This window comes from Solitalea agri (assembly GCF_023914155.1).
GTDB lineage: Bacteria > Bacteroidota > Bacteroidia > Sphingobacteriales > Sphingobacteriaceae > Solitalea > Solitalea agri.
Genome location: NZ_JAMWYS010000019.1, coordinates 1 through 18,919, shown reverse-complemented (window position 1 = coordinate 18,919; position 18,919 = coordinate 1). Strand labels below are relative to the sequence as shown.

The 18,919-nt window shown below is 38.1% G+C and carries 17 protein-coding genes; 9 read left to right on the top strand and 8 right to left on the bottom strand.

Annotated elements, in window-relative coordinates; translation table 11 throughout:
- Positions 1 to 21 precede the first annotated feature (21 nt).
- The 3 genes from NF867_RS18375 (at position 22) to NF867_RS04350 (ending at position 2,901) form a co-directional block, all read left to right on the top strand.
- The gene (locus NF867_RS18375; RefSeq protein WP_279639426.1) at positions 22 to 2,076 is read left to right on the top strand and encodes a PKD domain-containing protein; all 2,055 of its coding nucleotides are present in this window, start codon (positions 22 to 24) and stop codon (positions 2,074 to 2,076) included.
- Between the two features lie 14 nt (positions 2,077 to 2,090).
- On the top strand, positions 2,091 to 2,564 hold the full coding sequence (rlmH, locus tag NF867_RS04355) for a 23S rRNA (pseudouridine(1915)-N(3))-methyltransferase RlmH (RefSeq protein WP_252586373.1): 474 nt from the start codon (positions 2,091 to 2,093) through the stop codon (positions 2,562 to 2,564).
- Positions 2,565 to 2,748: 184 nt separating this feature from the next.
- Entirely contained in the window at positions 2,749 to 2,901 is a 153-nt protein-coding gene (locus NF867_RS04350) for a hypothetical protein (RefSeq protein ID WP_252586371.1), read from the top strand.
- An 18-nt stretch (positions 2,902 to 2,919) separates the two neighbouring features.
- On the opposite strand, the gene NF867_RS04345 is transcribed toward NF867_RS04350, so the two are convergent.
- Both NF867_RS04345 and NF867_RS04340 read right to left on the bottom strand, forming a co-directional pair.
- A complete protein-coding gene (locus tag NF867_RS04345) occupies positions 2,920 to 3,405 on the bottom strand; it encodes a DUF5606 family protein (protein ID WP_252586370.1) in 486 nt (161 codons plus the stop codon).
- A 69-nt stretch (positions 3,406 to 3,474) separates the two neighbouring features.
- Positions 3,475 to 3,936, bottom strand: coding sequence for a peptidylprolyl isomerase (locus NF867_RS04340; RefSeq protein ID WP_252586369.1), 462 nt, complete (start codon positions 3,934 to 3,936; stop codon positions 3,475 to 3,477).
- 169 nt (positions 3,937 to 4,105) lie between these two features.
- On the opposite strand from NF867_RS04340, the gene NF867_RS04335 reads away from it, so the two are divergent.
- The gene (locus tag NF867_RS04335) at positions 4,106 to 5,362 is read left to right on the top strand and encodes an asparagine synthetase B (protein ID WP_252586367.1); all 1,257 of its coding nucleotides are present in this window, start codon (positions 4,106 to 4,108) and stop codon (positions 5,360 to 5,362) included.
- A 52-nt stretch (positions 5,363 to 5,414) separates the two neighbouring features.
- Here the strand turns inward: NF867_RS04335 and NF867_RS04330 are convergent, their stop codons facing one another.
- The 5 genes from NF867_RS04330 to NF867_RS04310 form a co-directional block, all read right to left on the bottom strand.
- On the bottom strand, positions 5,415 to 5,960 hold the full coding sequence (locus NF867_RS04330; protein ID WP_252586366.1) for a hypothetical protein: 546 nt from the start codon (positions 5,958 to 5,960) through the stop codon (positions 5,415 to 5,417).
- Positions 5,961 to 6,017: 57 nt separating this feature from the next.
- Positions 6,018 to 8,066, bottom strand: a complete 2,049-nt coding sequence (locus NF867_RS04325; protein WP_252586365.1) for a putative porin — start codon at positions 8,064 to 8,066, stop codon at positions 6,018 to 6,020.
- 3 nt (positions 8,067 to 8,069) lie between these two features.
- On the bottom strand, positions 8,070 to 8,885 hold the full coding sequence (locus NF867_RS04320) for a purine-nucleoside phosphorylase (protein ID WP_252586364.1): 816 nt from the start codon (positions 8,883 to 8,885) through the stop codon (positions 8,070 to 8,072).
- Positions 8,875 to 9,927, bottom strand: a complete 1,053-nt coding sequence (gene lpxK, locus NF867_RS04315; RefSeq protein WP_252586362.1) for a tetraacyldisaccharide 4'-kinase — start codon at positions 9,925 to 9,927, stop codon at positions 8,875 to 8,877. Before lpxK ends, NF867_RS04320 begins: the two co-directional genes overlap by 11 nt.
- 86 nt (positions 9,928 to 10,013) lie before the next feature.
- Positions 10,014 to 10,499: an FKBP-type peptidyl-prolyl cis-trans isomerase gene (locus tag NF867_RS04310; protein ID WP_252586360.1), complete on the bottom strand. Its 486-nt coding sequence runs from the start codon at positions 10,497 to 10,499 to the stop codon at positions 10,014 to 10,016.
- A 194-nt stretch (positions 10,500 to 10,693) separates the two neighbouring features.
- Between NF867_RS04310 and NF867_RS04305 the strand changes: the two genes are divergently transcribed.
- From NF867_RS04305 to NF867_RS04285, 5 genes are all read left to right on the top strand, one after another.
- Positions 10,694 to 11,407, top strand: coding sequence for a hypothetical protein (locus NF867_RS04305; protein WP_252586358.1), 714 nt, complete (start codon positions 10,694 to 10,696; stop codon positions 11,405 to 11,407).
- A gap of 159 nt (positions 11,408 to 11,566) precedes the next feature.
- Positions 11,567 to 13,198 (top strand): L-glutamate gamma-semialdehyde dehydrogenase, encoded by a 1,632-nt coding sequence (gene pruA / locus NF867_RS04300; protein WP_252586356.1) that lies wholly within the window; start codon positions 11,567 to 11,569, stop codon positions 13,196 to 13,198.
- A 341-nt stretch (positions 13,199 to 13,539) separates the two neighbouring features.
- On the top strand, positions 13,540 to 14,811 hold the full coding sequence (locus NF867_RS04295) for a porin (RefSeq protein ID WP_252586354.1): 1,272 nt from the start codon (positions 13,540 to 13,542) through the stop codon (positions 14,809 to 14,811).
- Positions 14,812 to 15,094: 283 nt separating this feature from the next.
- Positions 15,095 to 16,633, top strand: a complete 1,539-nt coding sequence (locus NF867_RS04290) for an acyl-CoA carboxylase subunit beta (protein ID WP_252586352.1) — start codon at positions 15,095 to 15,097, stop codon at positions 16,631 to 16,633.
- A 176-nt stretch (positions 16,634 to 16,809) separates the two neighbouring features.
- Positions 16,810 to 17,220, top strand: a complete 411-nt coding sequence (locus NF867_RS04285; RefSeq protein WP_252586351.1) for a GNAT family N-acetyltransferase — start codon at positions 16,810 to 16,812, stop codon at positions 17,218 to 17,220.
- A gap of 31 nt (positions 17,221 to 17,251) precedes the next feature.
- Here NF867_RS04285 and NF867_RS04280 read toward each other — a convergent pair whose 3' ends face one another.
- Positions 17,252 to 18,154: an alpha/beta hydrolase gene (locus NF867_RS04280; RefSeq protein WP_252586350.1), complete on the bottom strand. Its 903-nt coding sequence runs from the start codon at positions 18,152 to 18,154 to the stop codon at positions 17,252 to 17,254.
- Positions 18,155 to 18,919 lie beyond the last annotated feature (765 nt).

The window sequence follows — 18,919 nt, the reverse complement described above, 5'->3', positions numbered from 1 at the left end:
ATTCTTTTCTTAAATTATAGCATGGCTCTCAAATTTTACGTTTCTCTCATTCTATTATTATTTTTTATTTATTCGCCACGGGGATATGCACAAACTGAGGTAAGTGACGACTGCGTCAATGCAACGGCAATTACCAGTGTAAACAACTACTGCTCTGATGACGGTGCATTTACAAACGGAAGCGCTACGACTGGTGATCCGGCAAAACCACAGCCATGGCCTGATGTTGGTAGAGATGTTTGGTTTAAATTCACAGCAGTAGCACTTGACATCAACATTACGATTTCCGGAAATACTAACGGAATGGGCGGCACCTTAACAAATCCACTTGTTCAGCTATATAGCGGCGATTGTGTCACTTTCAATGAAATCTTTTCGTCTGTTTTAACTAATGGTAATGTTAGCACCTTGTATAAAGGAGGTTTGGCCATTGGCACGGTGTATTATATCAGGGTTAGCGCAAAGAATAATAACACGGGTACATTCAAAATCTGTGTAAATAATTATAATCCCATTTTAAAACCAGGGCAGGATTGCAGCACTGCTTCTTTTCTGTGCAACAAAGATTCATTTACCCAAACCAATGTTGTTGGGGCAGGTGCTAATAATAGGGAAGCCGCTGGAACGTGCCTCGACCCTCGACCACAAGAGCCCTCTGAATCTAATTGTGCCTGGTATAAATGGACAGCCGCCAATACCGGTACATTAACCTTCACGATTACTCCAACGGTTTCAAACGATGATATCGACTGGGTGTTATACGACTTAGGAGTTGGTGGCGATTGCAATAAAATTTCTGCCGCCAATGCAATTAGATGCGCAGCCGGAAGTGGTGTTACCTGTACCCCTTTTTACAATCAAACCGGAATGGCCGTTGGCCCTACTGATTTACGAGAAGAACCTGGTTGTATTCCTGGGCAAGATGGTTTTGTTCAATACATAACCATGCAGCAAAATCATAATTATGCATTATTGGTTAATAATTTTTCTAGCGGTAATAATGGCTTTACGATAGAATTTGGCGGAACGGGATTATTTCAAGGACCAACTGCATCAATAAATGCAGTTGCACTCGACCCTCCGTGTGGCAATTCACAACGTTATAACTTTACGGCTAATGTTAAAGATGCTATCAACTATAAATGGACATTTGGCGAAGGAGCCTCTCCTGCTGAAGCAAGCACGCTTGGGCCCCATACAATTATCTATACTACTCCTGGCGTGAAAACAGCTGTATTACAAGTTGAAGGAGATAAAGGATGTAATGTCGTAGCTTATCAAACTTTTACTGTTGGGCTAAAACCTGAGCTACCAGTAATAATAAGTCAAAATGCGGCTATTTGCGATAGGGACACCATAAAACTTGAAGCTCAGGATATTGTTGGCGCCACCTATTCATGGACTGGCCCAAACGGGTTTACGTCAAACCTCAGAAACCCAAGGATTGTTTCTCAAGGCACCCGGTCTTTAGGTACTTATGAACTTAAAATAGCTAAATTCGGTTGTGAAAGCGAAGCCAGCACCGTGGTAATTGACCACATTATTCCTACCCCTGTAGCATCATTTACAACAGATCCGGTAATGCCTGCCAAGTTATTCCCACCCTATACGGTAAAGTTTAATAATACGTCAATTAATGCTGATTCATTTTTGTGGGACTTTGGCGATGGTACTACTTCCACCGAAATCAATCCGGAACATGTTTATGAAAAAGATGGTGTATATAAAATAAAACTTATTGCAACTAATCAGCAAAGTTGTCATAACACTGTTATCGAAGGCACATTAACGATTTCATCGGAAAGTGAAATATTTACCCCTAATGTTATTACCCCTAATAATGACGGCTTAAATGATACCTTTGCAGTAACGGTTACACATATTAAAACATTTAAGATTACTGTTTTCGACCGATGGGGAGCCAAGTTATTTGAATCAAACAACATAGATAACAGATGGAACGGCACCTGCAACAATGAACCGGTTCCTCCTGCAACCTACTACTATGTTATTGATGGTTTAAATGAAAACAACCGAGCTGTTAAAAAGGCCGGAGATATAACAGTAATTTACTGACAAGCTAATATTTAATGAAGATCACACTTATTCAGCTAGGCAAAACTGAAGACAATTACATAATTGATGGAGTTGAAAAATACGAAAAACGTTTAAAGCATTATGTCAATTTTTCAACTATTACTATTCCCGCTTTAAAAAACACAAAGAATTTAACTGCTGAGGAGCAAAAGAAAAAAGAAGCAGATTTAATATTCAAACAGCTAACCAATACCGATTTTGTTATTTTATTAGATGAAAAAGGGAAAGAGTTTTCATCGGTTCAGTTCGCTGACCATATTAACAAACAAATGAACCGTGCGGTACAAAATCTGGTATTCATAATTGGAGGACCATATGGTTTTGACACCAAGGTTTACGAGCGGGCAAATGAAAAGATCAGTCTATCAAAAATGACATTCTCCCACCAAATGGTCAGGTTGTTCTTTGTTGAACAAATTTATCGAGCCTTTACCATCTTAAAAGGGGAACCTTATCACCATGAATAAAATATTGCTGGGAAAATATTTCCCCAATTAAAATATTTTAATAACTGAAAACCACCTAGTTATACTTTAAACACATAGTTTACAATCTTAGTGTTTGTAAAAAATTTGATATTATAATTTATTTTTTTTTACTTACGCCCAAGATATTAACCGAACAACCAAAATGGAGCCAATGAATTTAAGCATGGAAAGGAAAAAAGATGTAAGCGTAGCTTTACTCTTTCTTTTATTGGTTTTAACAATTACAACCAATTTTGTTGAACACTGGAAAGATTCAAAAACCATCAGTAACGCTTCAGTGATTCAAAAAGAAACTAAGCTTTCCGCTAAGAACTAAACAAAAAAAGCAGAGTAATTACTCTGCTTTTTTTGTTTTTCTGGTCTTCTTAGGAGCCGGTGCCTCTTCAACTGCTTTTTCCTCTACTTCCTCTACGGGTTGAGTTTGCTCAACTTCAGAATCTGCCTCATTCCATAATGGAAAAGTTGAAAGGATTTTAACCCAACTCACAATTTTCTTAATATCTGAAACGTATACACGCTCTGAATCATGCTCTGGAGCAACTGCTGCAAAGTAATCTTTTAATACCTTACCATCAGCTTTTGGCTCTGGTACACCAGCCAAATTTTCGCCCATTTTAGCAATAATGTCTCTTAAGTGAAGATCATCATTTTGTCCATAAACAGTAATTTCCTGTAAAGCGGCAACTTTCGCATTACCATTAATAACCGTTTTGTTCTTTGCCTCGTCTAATGACTCAAGTACAAAACCTGCTTTATTTTGACCGATAACTTTATACAATCCAGGTTTGCCTGATACTGCAACTATTCCTCGTAAGTTCATATTTGTGATTTAATAAGTTTGATGTTGGAAGCCTGATTGCTCATCTTGCTTCCAACCCCTTACTTTGGTTTATGCTTCAACAATTTCAATTTTTACGATCTTGTCACCTTGACGAATATCATCAACTACGTCAACGTTTTCAACCACTTTACCGAAACAAGTATGGTTACGATCTAAGTGAGCAGTATTTGCACGGCTATGGCAAATAAAGAATTGAGAACCACCAGTGTTTCTGCCGGCATGTGCCATTGATAACACACCACGATCATGATGTTGATTTTCGCCGTTTAACTCACAGTCGATATGATAACCCGGACCTCCTGTACCTGCACGAAAAGCTGTAGCAGGATCTTTCGAGAATGGACATCCACCCTGAACAACGAAATTTGGAATTACACGGTGAAATGTCACTCCATCATAAAAACCTTCTTTGGCTAATTTCACGAAGTTCGCAACGGTATTTGGAGCGTCTTTTTCGAAAAACTCAACCGTCATATCACCCTTTTCGGTTTTAATTATTGCTTTAACCATTTCTGTTAATAATAAATAAGGCCGCAAAAATACAAAAAAGTTCAGTCATAAATCAGCTCAAACACGATTTGACTTTGAGGATCAAGATTACATCAAAAATATATCCCCATCAGGCTTTCTATTATTTCTTTCGATTACCTTTAGTCGATCCCAATCCTTAAATTTGAATATGAAGAAGGCCCTTTTATCCGGTTTGTTTATTTTCATAAGCTACTGTACGCTAGCTTCATCCATTTTAATTCCTATGGATGAAAGCCAAAAAAATCATTTAAAAGCTTATGGTATTGCATATTGGGTCTTAAGCAAACAGCTAACGCTCGACTGGCTGCTGAATTACCGTGGCGGAAGTTTCTTGATTCAGAACGATGCGCAAATTCAAAACGAGTGCAGAATAAGAGGCGTTTCTTTTGAAATCGTTCCCGATGTACAAGTAAATTCTATTCTGAAAGAGATAAGTGATCCAGAATCGAATACTGATCTGGTGAAACTGGAGAAAATGCCCAAAATAGCGGTCTATTCACCTAAGAATAAATTACCTTGGGACGATGCAGTTACTTTGGTTCTGACCTACGCTGAAATTCCCTACACTACAATTTATGATGAAGAAGTAATTAAAGGAGACTTGCCGAAATACGATTGGTTACATATGCACCACGAGGATTTCACTGGCCAGTATGGACGCTTTTATGCCCAATTTAGAATGATGCCCTGGTATCAACAAGATGTAGCTATTCAGGAAAAAACGGCTCACTCTCTGGGGTTCAAAAAGGTATCTGAAATGAAACTTGCTGTAGCAAAAGGCATTCGTGATTTTACTGCCGGAGGAGGTTTTTTATTTTCGATGTGCTCTGGAACTGATAGCTACGATATCGCATTAGCTGCCGAAGGTATTGACATATGTGAATCGATGTTTGATGGAGATCCTGCCGATCCAAATGCCAACTCAAAACTAGACTACAGCAAAACCTTTGCTTTTAAAGACTTCAAGCTCGACATGAACCCTTACAACTATGAGTTTGCTGATATTGATGTACCTGCGCTAAGAGCGGTGGATGAAGAAAATGATTTATTTACTTTATTTGATTTTTCGGCTAAATGGGACGTAGTGCCAACCATGCTCACACAAAATCATACTAAAATAATTAAGGGTTTTATGGGTCAGACAACAGCTTTCAGAAAACAAATGATCAAACCTGAAGTATTGATTATGGGTGAAAACAAAGCATTGAATGAGGCTCGATATATTCATGGAGAATACGGTCAGGGAACCTGGACCTTTTACGGAGGCCATGATCCGGAAGACTACCGGCATCAGGTAGGTGACCCTCCTACAGATTTAAGCCTTTACCCTAACTCAGCTGGTTATCGATTAATTTTAAATAATGTCTTGTTTCCTGCAGCTAAAAAGAAGAAACAAAAAACCTGATGGTCAATTTGTGAATTTGAAAATGGTTGAAGGAAAGGAAAATTAACTGATATTAATTAAATGGATGTAGGCGCACTTTTATGTATTCCACTAATTCTTTAAAATCATTTTCAGGGACCTCATCTTTACTAATTATGATTGAACCCAAAAGTGATTGTCCGTAAACAAGAATTAAAACATTCTCAATTAAACAGAACCCTTTAAACAAGGTCCATTTCAACTCAATCTGCTTTAATTCATCATGGTATTTAAAAGAGTCTTCATTGAATTCATAGGTGCACTGAAATCCATCATCAAGCCCTTCTATATTTTTCTGAATTAGTTTAAAATACTGATTCTTAGCCGATTGTCTCGACATAAATCTTATAAAGCTTACAATGCTCATAGATCCAAATAAAATAGCAATTATAATATATGGATTGAACCAACTAGCCTTATCAAACGTTACAACAATCCCTAATGATAAAAGTATTAACGTAGCAATTACAAAACCTTTCAATTGGCTGACCCTTTGCTGAAAAACACTCTTAAATAAGATATTATGCTGGTCTAGATATTTATTCTTATCTAAAGGAATAGTGAATCTAATGGATTTCATAACCTCAAATTTTCAAATCTAAAATCGTCGATCTAAAATTTAAAATCTACCTTATTTCTAATCATAGAATCTCCAGCTTAAGCCAAATTTAAAAGTAGCATCAGGCATTGGATATTTATCCACTGTATAATAACCATCTTTAACAAAACCCTGATTAAAGTAATCGTATTTTATTAAAAAGCGGGTACGACGAAGACCGGCTGTTATAAAAGCATCAGCAATTGGCAGATTCCCCACCTGGCGAGTTCCATCGGCAATATAAAACTGCCCCAGTTCAGGTGCATACTTCATTGATTTAAAGCTGGTGTAATAGCGTACATCCAAACCGATCTGAAAATCGAGGGCTTTAAACACCTTATTCTGATAGTAAACACTTTGATAAGTATAAAAATCAGGGGTTGGAAGTATTTCCTTATTACTATTTGCTTGATACGTGAAATGACTCGACAGTGTAAATCGACCCAATCTAAACTCCTGATCGGCATTAAGTCTTAATAAACTAATTAAACTGCTGGTTTGCACAGGTAATATTTCATCGTTCTGCTGAGCGAAATAAGCGTAGTTACTGATCAGGTTATACTCGGCCGATAGCCGCGTTCGGGTTAAACCATTCAAATAGGCAAAGGAAAGAAGGTTATTGTTAACCTTTGTAAAGCTATTATTCCACTGATGAAAGTTTGATGAATATTGATTAAAGATAATTGCAGGCTCTGTATTCTGAATCACAGCTTTAAGCAAAATCTGACCAGCTTTTTTCCCGAAGGTTATGGTTGCCGTTCCATCTAGCAATGCATCACCGATATTGTAACCAGCAAAAACATATTGTCCGCGAACATCCAGATCAACATTGGTAGCAATAGAAAAACCTATTCGTCCTTTAAGCAATAAGTTATTTATGCTTCTGCTCAAGAAAGTAACATCTCCCAATACCCGATTGGTGTCGGGGCCTACCGAATCGAGTGAATGCTGACTATAATTCACCGCTTCATAGGCAATTCCTCCTCCTAAATTAAAGCGTTCACCTTTCCCCCTGCCGAAAAGACTAATATCAAAATCGGTTCTAAAACGTTGCTCTTTAGTTTTATCAGCCGCTTCAAGTGAATCGGTATATAAATGATTGAAATATTCCCAGGGAAGCTGATTATCGTTACTGCTATACTGATAGTTGAATTTATATTCCTTCTGATCGTACTGTATTGTATTGGTTATTTTCGAATAGGGAGATTTAAAAACTTTGGCCTGAGTAACCGCATTCGTATCCCGGGCGCCTATTACAAATGATTGCTTTAGATAAAAGGTTGAGTTACCCCAGGTGGTTAAGGCATTATTCAAATAAACATCCTGGAACTCATGACTTTGTCTCGTTGGAAAAGTAAATAAACTATCGTTAGGAAGCCCTCCATTTTCAGGAGACTTTAAGCTGTTCACAACAATATTACCTAAAACATTATACCGAAGGTTATGAGATTGATACCAACTCCAGGCTGAAAAAAGATTGTATTTAGGCCTTTGACGTGGATAATACCCTTGAGAACCAATAGAAGCATACTCTATTCCTATATTAAGGTTAGGCTTAATATTTTGTGTATGTACAAAATCGATTAAACTTTCTTTCCCTAAACCACTTACCCAGGTAATATTGGTATACGGAGAATAAACCCGGTAATAATTAACCCGCTGTGGATTAAACTCATATAAGCTTAGCGCAGATTGTCCATTGTTGAACCCCATTCTGTTACCAAACTGCGGCATCATATTTTTATTTGCCAGGCCCAAATTTCCAATATTCAGGTAATAATTGTAATTGGCATAAAAGGGACTATAATTTTGAAATCCGGTAAGTGTGGTATCTAAGCGCGAAAAAGCAATGGTATCCAGGTCGAATTGGCGAGGCTCTGCAAAACGAATGCTTTTTGCATAAAACTTCTTAACCGAATCTTTTCGGTTATAAAAATCTTGCAGTTTTCCTTCATTTACCGGTTTCTTCTTGGTGGTATCTTGTCCGAAAGCATCCCTATTTGGATTATTAGGGTCAACTATCTGCGCATTAGACAACAAAGGCAATAATAAAAAACAGGCAAAAATTATACGTATAAAGTTCTTCAAAGCTTAAAATGATGATATCAGCTCTTTTAATATTAAGGTCATTTTAGGTTCGGCCAATTGGGCCACGGTCACAATTTCGTCGATCGATACTTTAGTTAATGTTTCCGGAAAACATTCATCTGTGATAACAGAAATTGCAAAAACAGGTAATCCCATATGATTAGCCACAATAACTTCAGGCACGGTCGACATCCCTACCACATCGCCCCCAATTATACGAAGATATTTGTATTCGGCTCGCGTTTCTAAGTTCGGACCTGGAACACTTACATAAACACCTGTATGGGCAACAATATTATTTGCAACAGCAATTTGCTCTGCCTTTTTGATCATTACCTTATCATAAGGTGCCGACATATCCGGAAACCTGGGCCCTAATGTATCGTAGTTATGTCCTCTTAATGGATTATCTGGCAACAAATTTATATGATCATCAATAATCATCAAATCACCTTTTCGGTAATCAGGGTTCAAACACCCGCAGGCATTGGAAACCAGTAATTGCTTAATACCTAATAATTGCATTACCCTAACCGGAAACGTAATTTGCTGCATCGAATAGCCTTCGTAGTAGTGTAACCTACCTTGCATGGCCACTACATTCTTCCCATTTAAAGTACCAAAAATCAGCTTTCCGGCATGAAACTCAACCGTTGAAATTGGGAAATTAGGAATATTTGAATACATGAGTTCATATTTGATCTCAATATCTTCAACAAGCTTACCCAAACCGGTCCCTAAAATAACACCAATTTCGGGTTGAAACCCATTAATACGTTTTTCAATATGTTCAATGGTAGAACGCAATCTATCCAACATAGTTTAATATCTTTTTATCAAATTCTTCCTTAAAACGATCGCAAATTTCGGCTTTAATAGGAATATAATGAATAGGTAATTTCGAAACTTCTTCGGCCAATTGAGCATCCATTAAACGCATGGCATCTTTCTCAGTAGTAATAATCACCTTTTGAGTCGACAAGCTTGAATTGTAAGTTGCCGCAAGTTTCTCAATATCTTTTAAACCAAACTTATAATGATCAGCGTAATTTAAATGGGTAATTTTCTTTGTTCTCAGCTCTAGAAAATCAATTAAAGGCTGGGTTTTAGCAATACCCGTCAACAAAATAATCTCTGTTTTGCGAGTAATATCGCCTAAGGTCAATTCAGTAAAAGAATCCTGCTTGTTTAATAAAACCAACTCTCCATAGTTGATATATGAATAATAAATATCTTTATCGAAGTATGGTTTAATATGTGCTTCCACTATGCGTTGATCTAACGGAGAGAAAATTTTAGGCGCTTTAGTTACTACAACCAAATCGGCACGTTTCATTTCGCTTTTCGACTCACGCATATTCCCGGCAGGTAATAAAAAAGATCGTTCACCCACCCTGTTGTAATCAAGCAATAAAATGGTTAATCCCGCTTTTACTTTGCGATGCTGAAAAGCATCATCCAGTAAAATTACCTGATGTTCCTGTTCAAGCTGATGAATTGCTTTTACCCTGTTTTCGCTGGCAACTACCGTTACCTGCGGAAACTTTCGGTTAAACTGCATAGGCTCATCTCCAATTTCGGCAGCCGAAGAATTTTGATCTGCTATAATCAGCCCTTTGGTTTTTCGTCCGTACCCCCGACTAATGGTTGCCACTTTTTTTGAGGTTCCCATCAACCTTATCAGGTATTCAATCATTGGGGTTTTACCTGCACCTCCCACCTCTAAATTACCAACAGCAATTATTGGTAAATCAAAGCTTTTAGACTTGAACACTCCTTTATTGTAAAAGAAGTTACGCAGCTTTATAATTAAACCGTAAACTAATGATAGAGGGAGTAAAAATAAACGAAAGATTGACATAAGCGAACTCTGATCCTGGCGGCACAAGAAATTAGGAAATAATAGCCGGAAATAAACTTATAACCGGCTATTTAATGTTTTTATTATTAATGGTGATGACCTCCTGGGCCATGCACATGACCATGATCCATTTCTTCTTTAGAAGCATCACGTAAAGCTTCAACTTTAACATCAAAATGTAAAGTTTCACCTGCTAAAGGATGGTTTCCGTCAACGGTAACTTTATCTCCATCGATATTAACAATACGGATAACCATTGGACCACCTTCACCCTGTGCCTGAAACTGCATACCAACTTCTAACTCAGCATCAGGTGGAAAGTTTTGACGATTAGCATCAAATATCAATTCATTATTTAATTCACCATAACCTTCTGCAGGAACTACAGTAACGATTTTTGCATCACCCACTTGTAAGCCTTCCAATTCTTTCTCTAAACCAGGAATAATATTAAAGCTTCCGTGCAAATATTCTAAAGGCTGATTAGGCTGCGATTGATCGAGCACTTCCTTTTTATCATTTGTAAGGGTGTACGAAATGCTCACCACTTTACCATTTTTTACTGTTTCCATTTACTGCGTTTTATTATCTGCGAAAATAGCACATTATGCTGATAATTATAATCGAATAATTGAATTTAGCATCCTACTTATATCTTATAACTAAAAGGAAATTATATTGAAACCAATTTTTGATACAATCGTATTAAGTAATAAGGGAAACTCCCTACCAATAAAGAACAATTACAACCAGATCATTTTATAGAATGAAAAAGAAACTACTAGCCCTGGCTCTCATCATTTTCAGCCTTTCTTCATGCAGTGATAAATGGGAATATACTGATGGAATGGCTCCTGAAACAGGTAATAATGGAGGCAATGACAATGGAAACGGCGACGGCGATGGCGATGGAAATGTTAACCAGCCAGTGTATGATTACCAGCCGATGACAACAGGTTCGAAATGGGTTTATACCGGCGACTTTAACTACATTATAGAGGCTACAAATGAAGAAATGGTGATTGATGGAATTACCTACCATTCATTTACCAATAGCTACATGGGTAATAAGTTCTTTAGTGCGAAGAAAGATGGTGCTTATTATACGTATGGTAACGCATCTGCTGAAGCAACACAGCTTGATTTTCCTGCTACACCAATGTTGTACCTTAAAGATAATGCTTCGGTAAACTCTTCGTGGAGTAGCAAGATTAAGATCAGTCCAGAAGGTTCGCCAGTTGACCTATTTGCTCAATACGCATATACTGTAAAAGAAAAAGGAATCAGCTTTAAAGTTGACAAGGCTACTTACACTGATGTTATTCGAATAGATATGACAATGACATTGCCTGGAAGCAGTACCCCGATTTCAAAAGGTTCCTATTATTATGCCAAAAAGATTGGTTTTATTTACTCAAAAATAACCATGAATGGCGAAACAAACACTGTTAAACTGGCGAGCTACGAAATAAAGCCATAATAACCATAAAGAAATAATAGAGAAAGCCTTCCCGATAGTATCGGGAAGGCTTTCTCTATTTAACAAATAGACTTCACTTCCGCTCTTCCGTTTCTTTTTCTATCTTTGCCCCTTCAAAATAAACCTTTACTCAATCAATTAGTTACTAGCACTTTTATTATGTTGAAAGGATTTTTCAAGACTCCTAAGCCTTACAATGAGCCGGTTTTAACGTACGCTCCCGGAACTGCTGAACGTAAAGCATTGAAGACAGCTTTGGCTGATGCCCGTTCAAAACAACTTGATATACCGATGTATATCGGTGGAGAAAAAGTTTACTCTGATAAGAAAGTAGCACTTCGTCCCCCTCATGATCATCAGCATATTTTAGGTCATTTCTCACAGGGAAATAAAGATCACATTAAACAAGCCATTAACGCGGCATTGAAAGCAAAAGCACAATGGGAAAATTTAGCATGGGAACACCGTGCAGCAATTTTCTTAAAAGCGGCCGATTTAATTGCAGGTCCTTACCGTGCAAAGATCAATGCGGCAACCATGTTGGGCCAGTCAAAAAATGCATTTCAGGCTGAAATCGACGCTGCTTGTGAGCTTATTGACTTTTTACGTTTCAATGTTACCTACATGACTGAAATTTACAGTCAGCAAGTTGACTCGGCAAAAGGTATCTGGAATCGTATTGAACAACGCCCTTTAGAAGGCTTTGTATTTGCATTAACGCCGTTCAACTTCACTGCTATTGCGGGTAACTTACCAACTTCGGCAGCATTGATGGGTAATGTTGTTGTATGGAAACCAGCAAACACCCAAATTTATGCAGCAAATGTAATTATGGAGATTTTACGCGAAGCAGGCTTACCTGATGGCGTTATCAACCTTGTTTATGTTTCAGGTCCAGATGCTGGAGATGTAATTTTCAAACACCCTGATTTTGCAGGTATCCACTTTACTGGTTCTACCGAAGTGTTCCAAAACATCTGGAAAGAAATAGGTAATAATATTCATCTTTATAAAACCTACCCTCGAATTGTGGGTGAAACAGGTGGTAAAGATTTCGTTGTGGTGCATCCTTCGGCTGATGTTAAAGCTTCGGCGGTTGGTTTGGTTCGCGGAGCGTTTGAGTACCAGGGACAGAAATGTTCAGCGGCATCGCGCGCCTACGTTCCTAAATCTTTATGGCCTGAGATAAAAGAATTGATGCAAAAAGACATTGCATCATTTAAAATTGGCCCAACCGAAGATTTCGAAAACTTTATTAACGCGGTTATCGATGAGAAATCATTTGATAAACTGGCTAAATTCATTGATAACGCCAAAGCAGATCCTTCAGTAGAAATTATTGCTGGTGGAACTTATGATAAATCAAAAGGATATTTCATCCATCCTACAGTTATTGTAGCGCAAGACCCTAAATATGTTACTATGTGCGAAGAGTTATTCGGACCAGTATTAACATTGTACGTTTACGAAGATGCGAAATTTGAAGAAACCTTAGAATTAGTTGACTCAACTTCGATCTATGCATTAACAGGAGCCATTTTCGCGCAGGACCGTTATGCTGTAGAGTTTGCTACCCAAAAGCTACGTAACGCTGCAGGTAACTTCTATATTAACGATAAACCTACAGGTGCAGTAGTTGGTCAGCAACCTTTCGGCGGCGCCAGAGGTTCAGGTACAAATGACAAAGCAGGATCAATGATCAATTTGCTTCGTTGGGTATCTCCTCGTACCATCAAAGAAACGTTCGATCCTCCTAAAGACTATCGTTACCCTTTCATGGATAAAGAATAAGTTAACATAACTTATGATTACAAAAGCCCTTCAGAATTGAATCTGGAGGGCTTTTTACTTTCTATCAATTTTTAATTTTTTATTGTTAAATTATTGTAAATCTGATATTTGACACATAACTATCCTATTTAACTAATATTCATATTCTTAGAGCTATTTTTTACTGAATATTCACAATAGCTTAACATTGGCTTAACCTAACATTCTCTTTGAGGTAATACTTTTGCAATGTTAACTTAACAGCATATAAATCAAAAGTTAACACAAATCAAAAGGTTAAATAACCTTCTCTTAAAATTAAAATTTATAAATTATTATTATCAGACAGCGTCTCAAAATTCATGAAACTGTTAAAAGCCACCACAACCGCATTTATCTTATTGCTCCTCTCTACAATTGCGCTAAAAGCCCAAGTAGTTGTTTACAAAGACTCTGTCCGCAATGTGTTCTTAACGGGATATATACAAGCTCAATATGAAAAAGCCGATTCGGCAGGTATTCCCTCTTTTGACGGAGGCGACTTTGCTCCTAATGTCGACTCACGGTTTATGTTAAGAAGAACCCGCTTTGCAGTAGGTTACTCTGAAAAATTTGTTACTGCAAATGTGGAAGTTGACTATGTACAGAACAACGTAAGAATTGCAAACGCTTATGTTCAGTTTAATGAAAACCGATACAATGCGTTTTCATTAGGTATCGGCTTAGCCACGGTTCCATTTGGTTTGGAAACCCCGTACTCATCATTTGCGTTGGAATCAGCAGAACGAAGCCGCCTGATACAGACCTTGTTTCCTGATGAAAAAGATTGTGGAGCACAGTTGGTTTTCTCACCCAGATCATCAACTAAATGGAATTTCTTTACAGTAAGCTTGGCGATAATAAATGGTGCCGGTCGTAATTTTGTTGATTACGATAGCAAAAAAAACTTTTCAGGTACGGTGCAACTGAATCTGGCAAGTAAATTAAAGAAAACTCAATTGCCCCTTCTTTCTCTTGGAGGATCCTATTATAACGGGCGCTCACGTTCTAATACCAACACCATGTTATTTAATGGTTACAACAACGGCGTTAAGGGTTTCGAGCTAAATACAAAAGAAAGCAATGTTGGAGCCTATGCTAAACGTATTTACACTGGGTTCAATGCGCAACTGGGTATATTAACGAAGTTAGGTGTATCAAAATTTAATTTTGAATATATCTGGGGACAGCAGCCAGGAACTGCTTCTTCCCCTACAATAAACGGTCCGCAGGCATCACGCAGTTTTGGAGTGCAGCCAACAACTAATATTTATAACAGAGAGTTTAATGGTTATTATGTTCTATTTAACCAGAGCATTGCAAAATCACCTTTAAACCTTATGATAAAATATGATTGGTACGATCCGAACACTTTTATTAGTGGCAAAGAAATTGGAGCAGGCAGCAGCAACTCTACCAGTGGTGATATAGCCTACTCAACCTGGAGCTTTGGCGCCTACCTGAACTTGTTAAAAGGAAATGCTCGCTTAGCAGCCTATTATGACATCCTAAGAAATGAGAAAACCAATGTACCAGAATATAGCAACGACATCAAAGACGATGTATTAACACTTCGTATGCAATTCAGGTTTTAATTAAGTTAATCATTATTGTCTGCCTGAAAGTAGAAAGACAATTTCTTATTTTCAGTCTCCTAAATAAAAGGTCCATGAACGATAGACCATCGTCCATGGACCTTTTCTATGAACCATGATCTGTGACCCTTCCTATGATCTATTATCTATTAGCTATTAGCTATCGACTATGGACAATTGACCTTTCTCTGAACTATAATCTATTTGTTATGAACAATAAACTCATCCACCTCACATCTCACATCTTTTTATAAATTTGGAAGCTAATCAATACTGATTTAAAGTGGAAAGAACCAATAATTTACTGCAAAAACGCGAAGAAGCTTCCTTAGGTGGCGGCCAAAAACGTATTGACAGTCAACATAGCAAAGGAAAATTAACCGCTCGAGAACGAATCCATTTCTTGTTGGACGAAGACTCTTTTGAAGAAGTGGGTATGTTTGTTACCCATCGAACATCCGACTTCGGTTTGGATGAAGAAAAGTATCCAGGAGACGGAGTAATTACAGGCTGGGGAACCGTAAATGGTCGTTTGACCTACGTTTATGCTCAAGACTTCACTGTTTTTGGTGGTTCTCTATCTGAAACACACGCCGAAAAAATTTGCAAGATCATGGATCTGGCACTTAAAAATGGAGCGCCCTTAGTGGGCTTGAACGACTCCGGCGGTGCTCGTATTCAGGAGGGTGTTGTTTCCCTTGGTGGTTATGCTGATATCTTCTATCGCAATACCCTAGCTTCGGGAGTTGTTCCCCAAATTTCAGCCATTATGGGTCCTTGCGCCGGCGGGGCCGTGTACTCTCCTGCCCTTACCGATTTTATTTTGATGGTGGAAAACACCTCATACATGTTCGTAACTGGACCAAACGTAGTAAAAACCGTTACCCACGAAGAAGTAAGCGCCGAAGAACTGGGCGGAGCCTCTACCCATTCAACCAAATCGGGGGTAACTCACTTCTCATGTGCAAACGAAATCGAATGCATCACTCATATTAAGCAGTTATTGAGTTATATGCCTCAAAACTGCGAAGATGATCCTGCCCTATGGGACTATGAGCCTAAGGATGAAATTCGTGAAAGTTTAAACACAATTATTCCGCTAAATGCCAATCAGCCTTACGACATACGCGATGTAATCAACCTTGTAATTGATGAAGGTTCGTTTTTTGAAGTTCATCAGAATTATGCCGAAAATATCGTTGTTGGTTTCTCTCGTATTGGAGGTCGCAGTGTTGGTATCGTTGCCAATCAGCCGGCTTATTTAGCAGGAGTATTAGACATTCCTGCATCTACTAAAGGAGCTCGTTTTGTTCGTTTCTGCGATTCATTTAATATTCCTTTATTGGTTTTTGAAGATGTTCCGGGCTTTTTACCAGGTACCGACCAGGAGTGGAACGGTATCATTAACCATGGAGCAAAATTATTGTATGCGTTTTGTGAGGCTACCGTTCCGCGCATTACCGTAATTACCCGTAAAGCCTATGGTGGGGCCTATTGCGTAATGAACTCTAAGCATATTGGCGCTGACTTAAACTATGCCTGGCCAACTGCCGAAATTGCAGTAATGGGAGCAAAAGGTGCCGCAGAGATCATTTTCAAGAAAGAAATCACCTCGGCCGATGATCAATATCAGAAACTAGCAGAAAAGGAACGCGAGTACTCCGAATTGTTTGCTAATCCTTACCGCGCCGCTGAAAGAGGTTTTGTTGACGAGGTGATCTTACCTGCTGAAACCCGACATAAGCTGATAAAGGCATTCCGAATGTTGGAAAACAAAGCGGTTAAAAACCCGCGTAAAAAACACGGCAATATTCCATTATAAATAATGAGAACAGACTAACTCTGGTTCAAACTAACAAACTGGTGTCATGTTGAGCGTAGTCGAAACACCCTTCGACTACGCTCAGGGTGACAATCATGGACGTCAGGTTGAACGTAGAGCAGTCACCCTGAGCGGAGTCGAAGGGCTGAGCGTAGTAGAAACCTAAATTCCTGACAATGAACATAAATCTTATTAAGGCTGATGATGTTTTAACGCTTCGCAGAGATATTCTTTATCCCAACAAAAACCTTTCTGAATTAAAACTTCCGGAAGATGATTTTGGGATGCATTACGGATTATTTGTAAATGATCGACTGATCTCTGTTGTGTCATTGTTCATTTCAGGCAATAGTGCCCAGTTTAGAAAATTTGCAACCCTGACTTCCTTTCAGGGTAAAGGTTATGGATCAGCATTACTTAATCACCTAATCCAAGAGGCAGCTAAACAAGGCTGTGAAACTATATGGTGCAATGCCCGCTTGAGCGCGGCCGATTTTTATCTCCGATTTGGATTTACTAAAACTGAAGAAACATTTACAAAAGATGAGGTGGATTTTGTGATTATGAGGAAATCGTTAAGGACGTAAGTGTGATTTCCTACAACCCAATTATCACTTTTTACAGTCCCATCAAATACTCCAGTGGAATTCCAAATCTGCGTTGCCAGAAAAGTTCAGTGTGTTCGTCTTCAACAAACTTAATGCTTGTCCAATGACCATTTGGCCATTTATCATGCATCACTTTATCAACTGCAATTTGGTAAGGAGTATATAAACTATCTAAGGTTTTGGTACCGTAATCAAAGTAAATTTTATGATTTTCGTTCGACGGTAAATGCGCTGAGATATATTTCAGATAAGCATCGCCTATCTTTTCGTCATTAAATTTTAAACTTACCGGCCAGTGGGTCGACATACAAGCAACCGCCCCAAAAAGCTGTGGATACTCACAAATGGCATAAAACGATATAAGACCGCCCATACTCGAACCAATCATCGCAGTGTTTTGAGCATCAGTGAGTGTTAGAAAATGGGCATCGATATAAGGCTTTAGTTCAGTTGCAATAAATTCGAGATATTGATCACCAAGCGGAGTGCCTTTAAATTCGGCAGAAAGTTTCTTCTGCAATGTATCCGACATTAAACTAAAAGGCTTGCTGGGTTCGTATTCGCGCATCCGTTTGGGACTATTCCAAATACCTACCACAATACAGTCCTTAATTTTATGATCCGACATCATTTCAGAAACCGTTTCATCCACTTTCCACTCAACTCCCCCATAAGCAGTATTGGTCATAAACAAATTTTGACCATCATGCATATAGATCACCGCATATTTTTTTGATGAATCGTTGCCATAGTTTTCAGGCAGCCATATATCAATTCGGCGAGATGAAACTAATTTAGAATGAAATGATTCTATTATTTTAAGCTTGCCTTTATTCAACGTTAGTGTTGATTGCCCAATAGCAGCTGTAAATGTAATGCACAGTAAAAAGCAAACTAGTAATCTTTTCTTCATCAAGTATTTAGTTTGTCACCTTTAGAAAACTTAAATAACAAGCCTTCTTTAATGGCAATTAAATATATAAAATCCTGTTAAAGTACCGAAAGTATAAAAAACTTATGTAAACTTTTCAAAAAAAATAATTAGTTTTTAAATAATTATTTAACCTAAAGTTTTTATTAGCTGCATAATTAGAGATTCAATATTCTTTATTGTTTTAATTTTAACGAAACGGACGTAGTTGTAGCAAGCTTCGGTATTGATGAACGTAATCGAAACAAGCTTTGCGTTATATTGAGCATAGTCGAAACATGCTTTTCGTCATGTTAAGCGAAGTCGAAACATACGTTGCGTCATGTTGAGCACAGCCGAAAGATGCTTTTCGTCATGTTGAGCGCAGTCGAACATACTTTGCGTCAGGCTGAGCGGAGTCGAAACATACTTTGCGTCATGTTGAGCGCAGTCGAAACATACGTTGCGTCATGTTGAGCGCAGTCGAAACATGCTTTTCCTCATGTTAAACGCAGTCGAAACATACTTTGCATCATGTTAAACGCAGTCGAAACATACTTTGCGTCATGTTGAGCGCAGTCGAAACATACTTTGCATCATGTTGAGCGCAGTCGAAACATGCTTTACGTCATGTTGAGCGGAGTCGAAACATACTTTGCGTCATGTTGAACGCAGTCGAAACATACGTTGCGTCAGGCTGATTTCTATGACAAAACCAAATCATTTTTATAGGTGGTTTGGTTTTTTATTAGGGCATATATCCTGTGA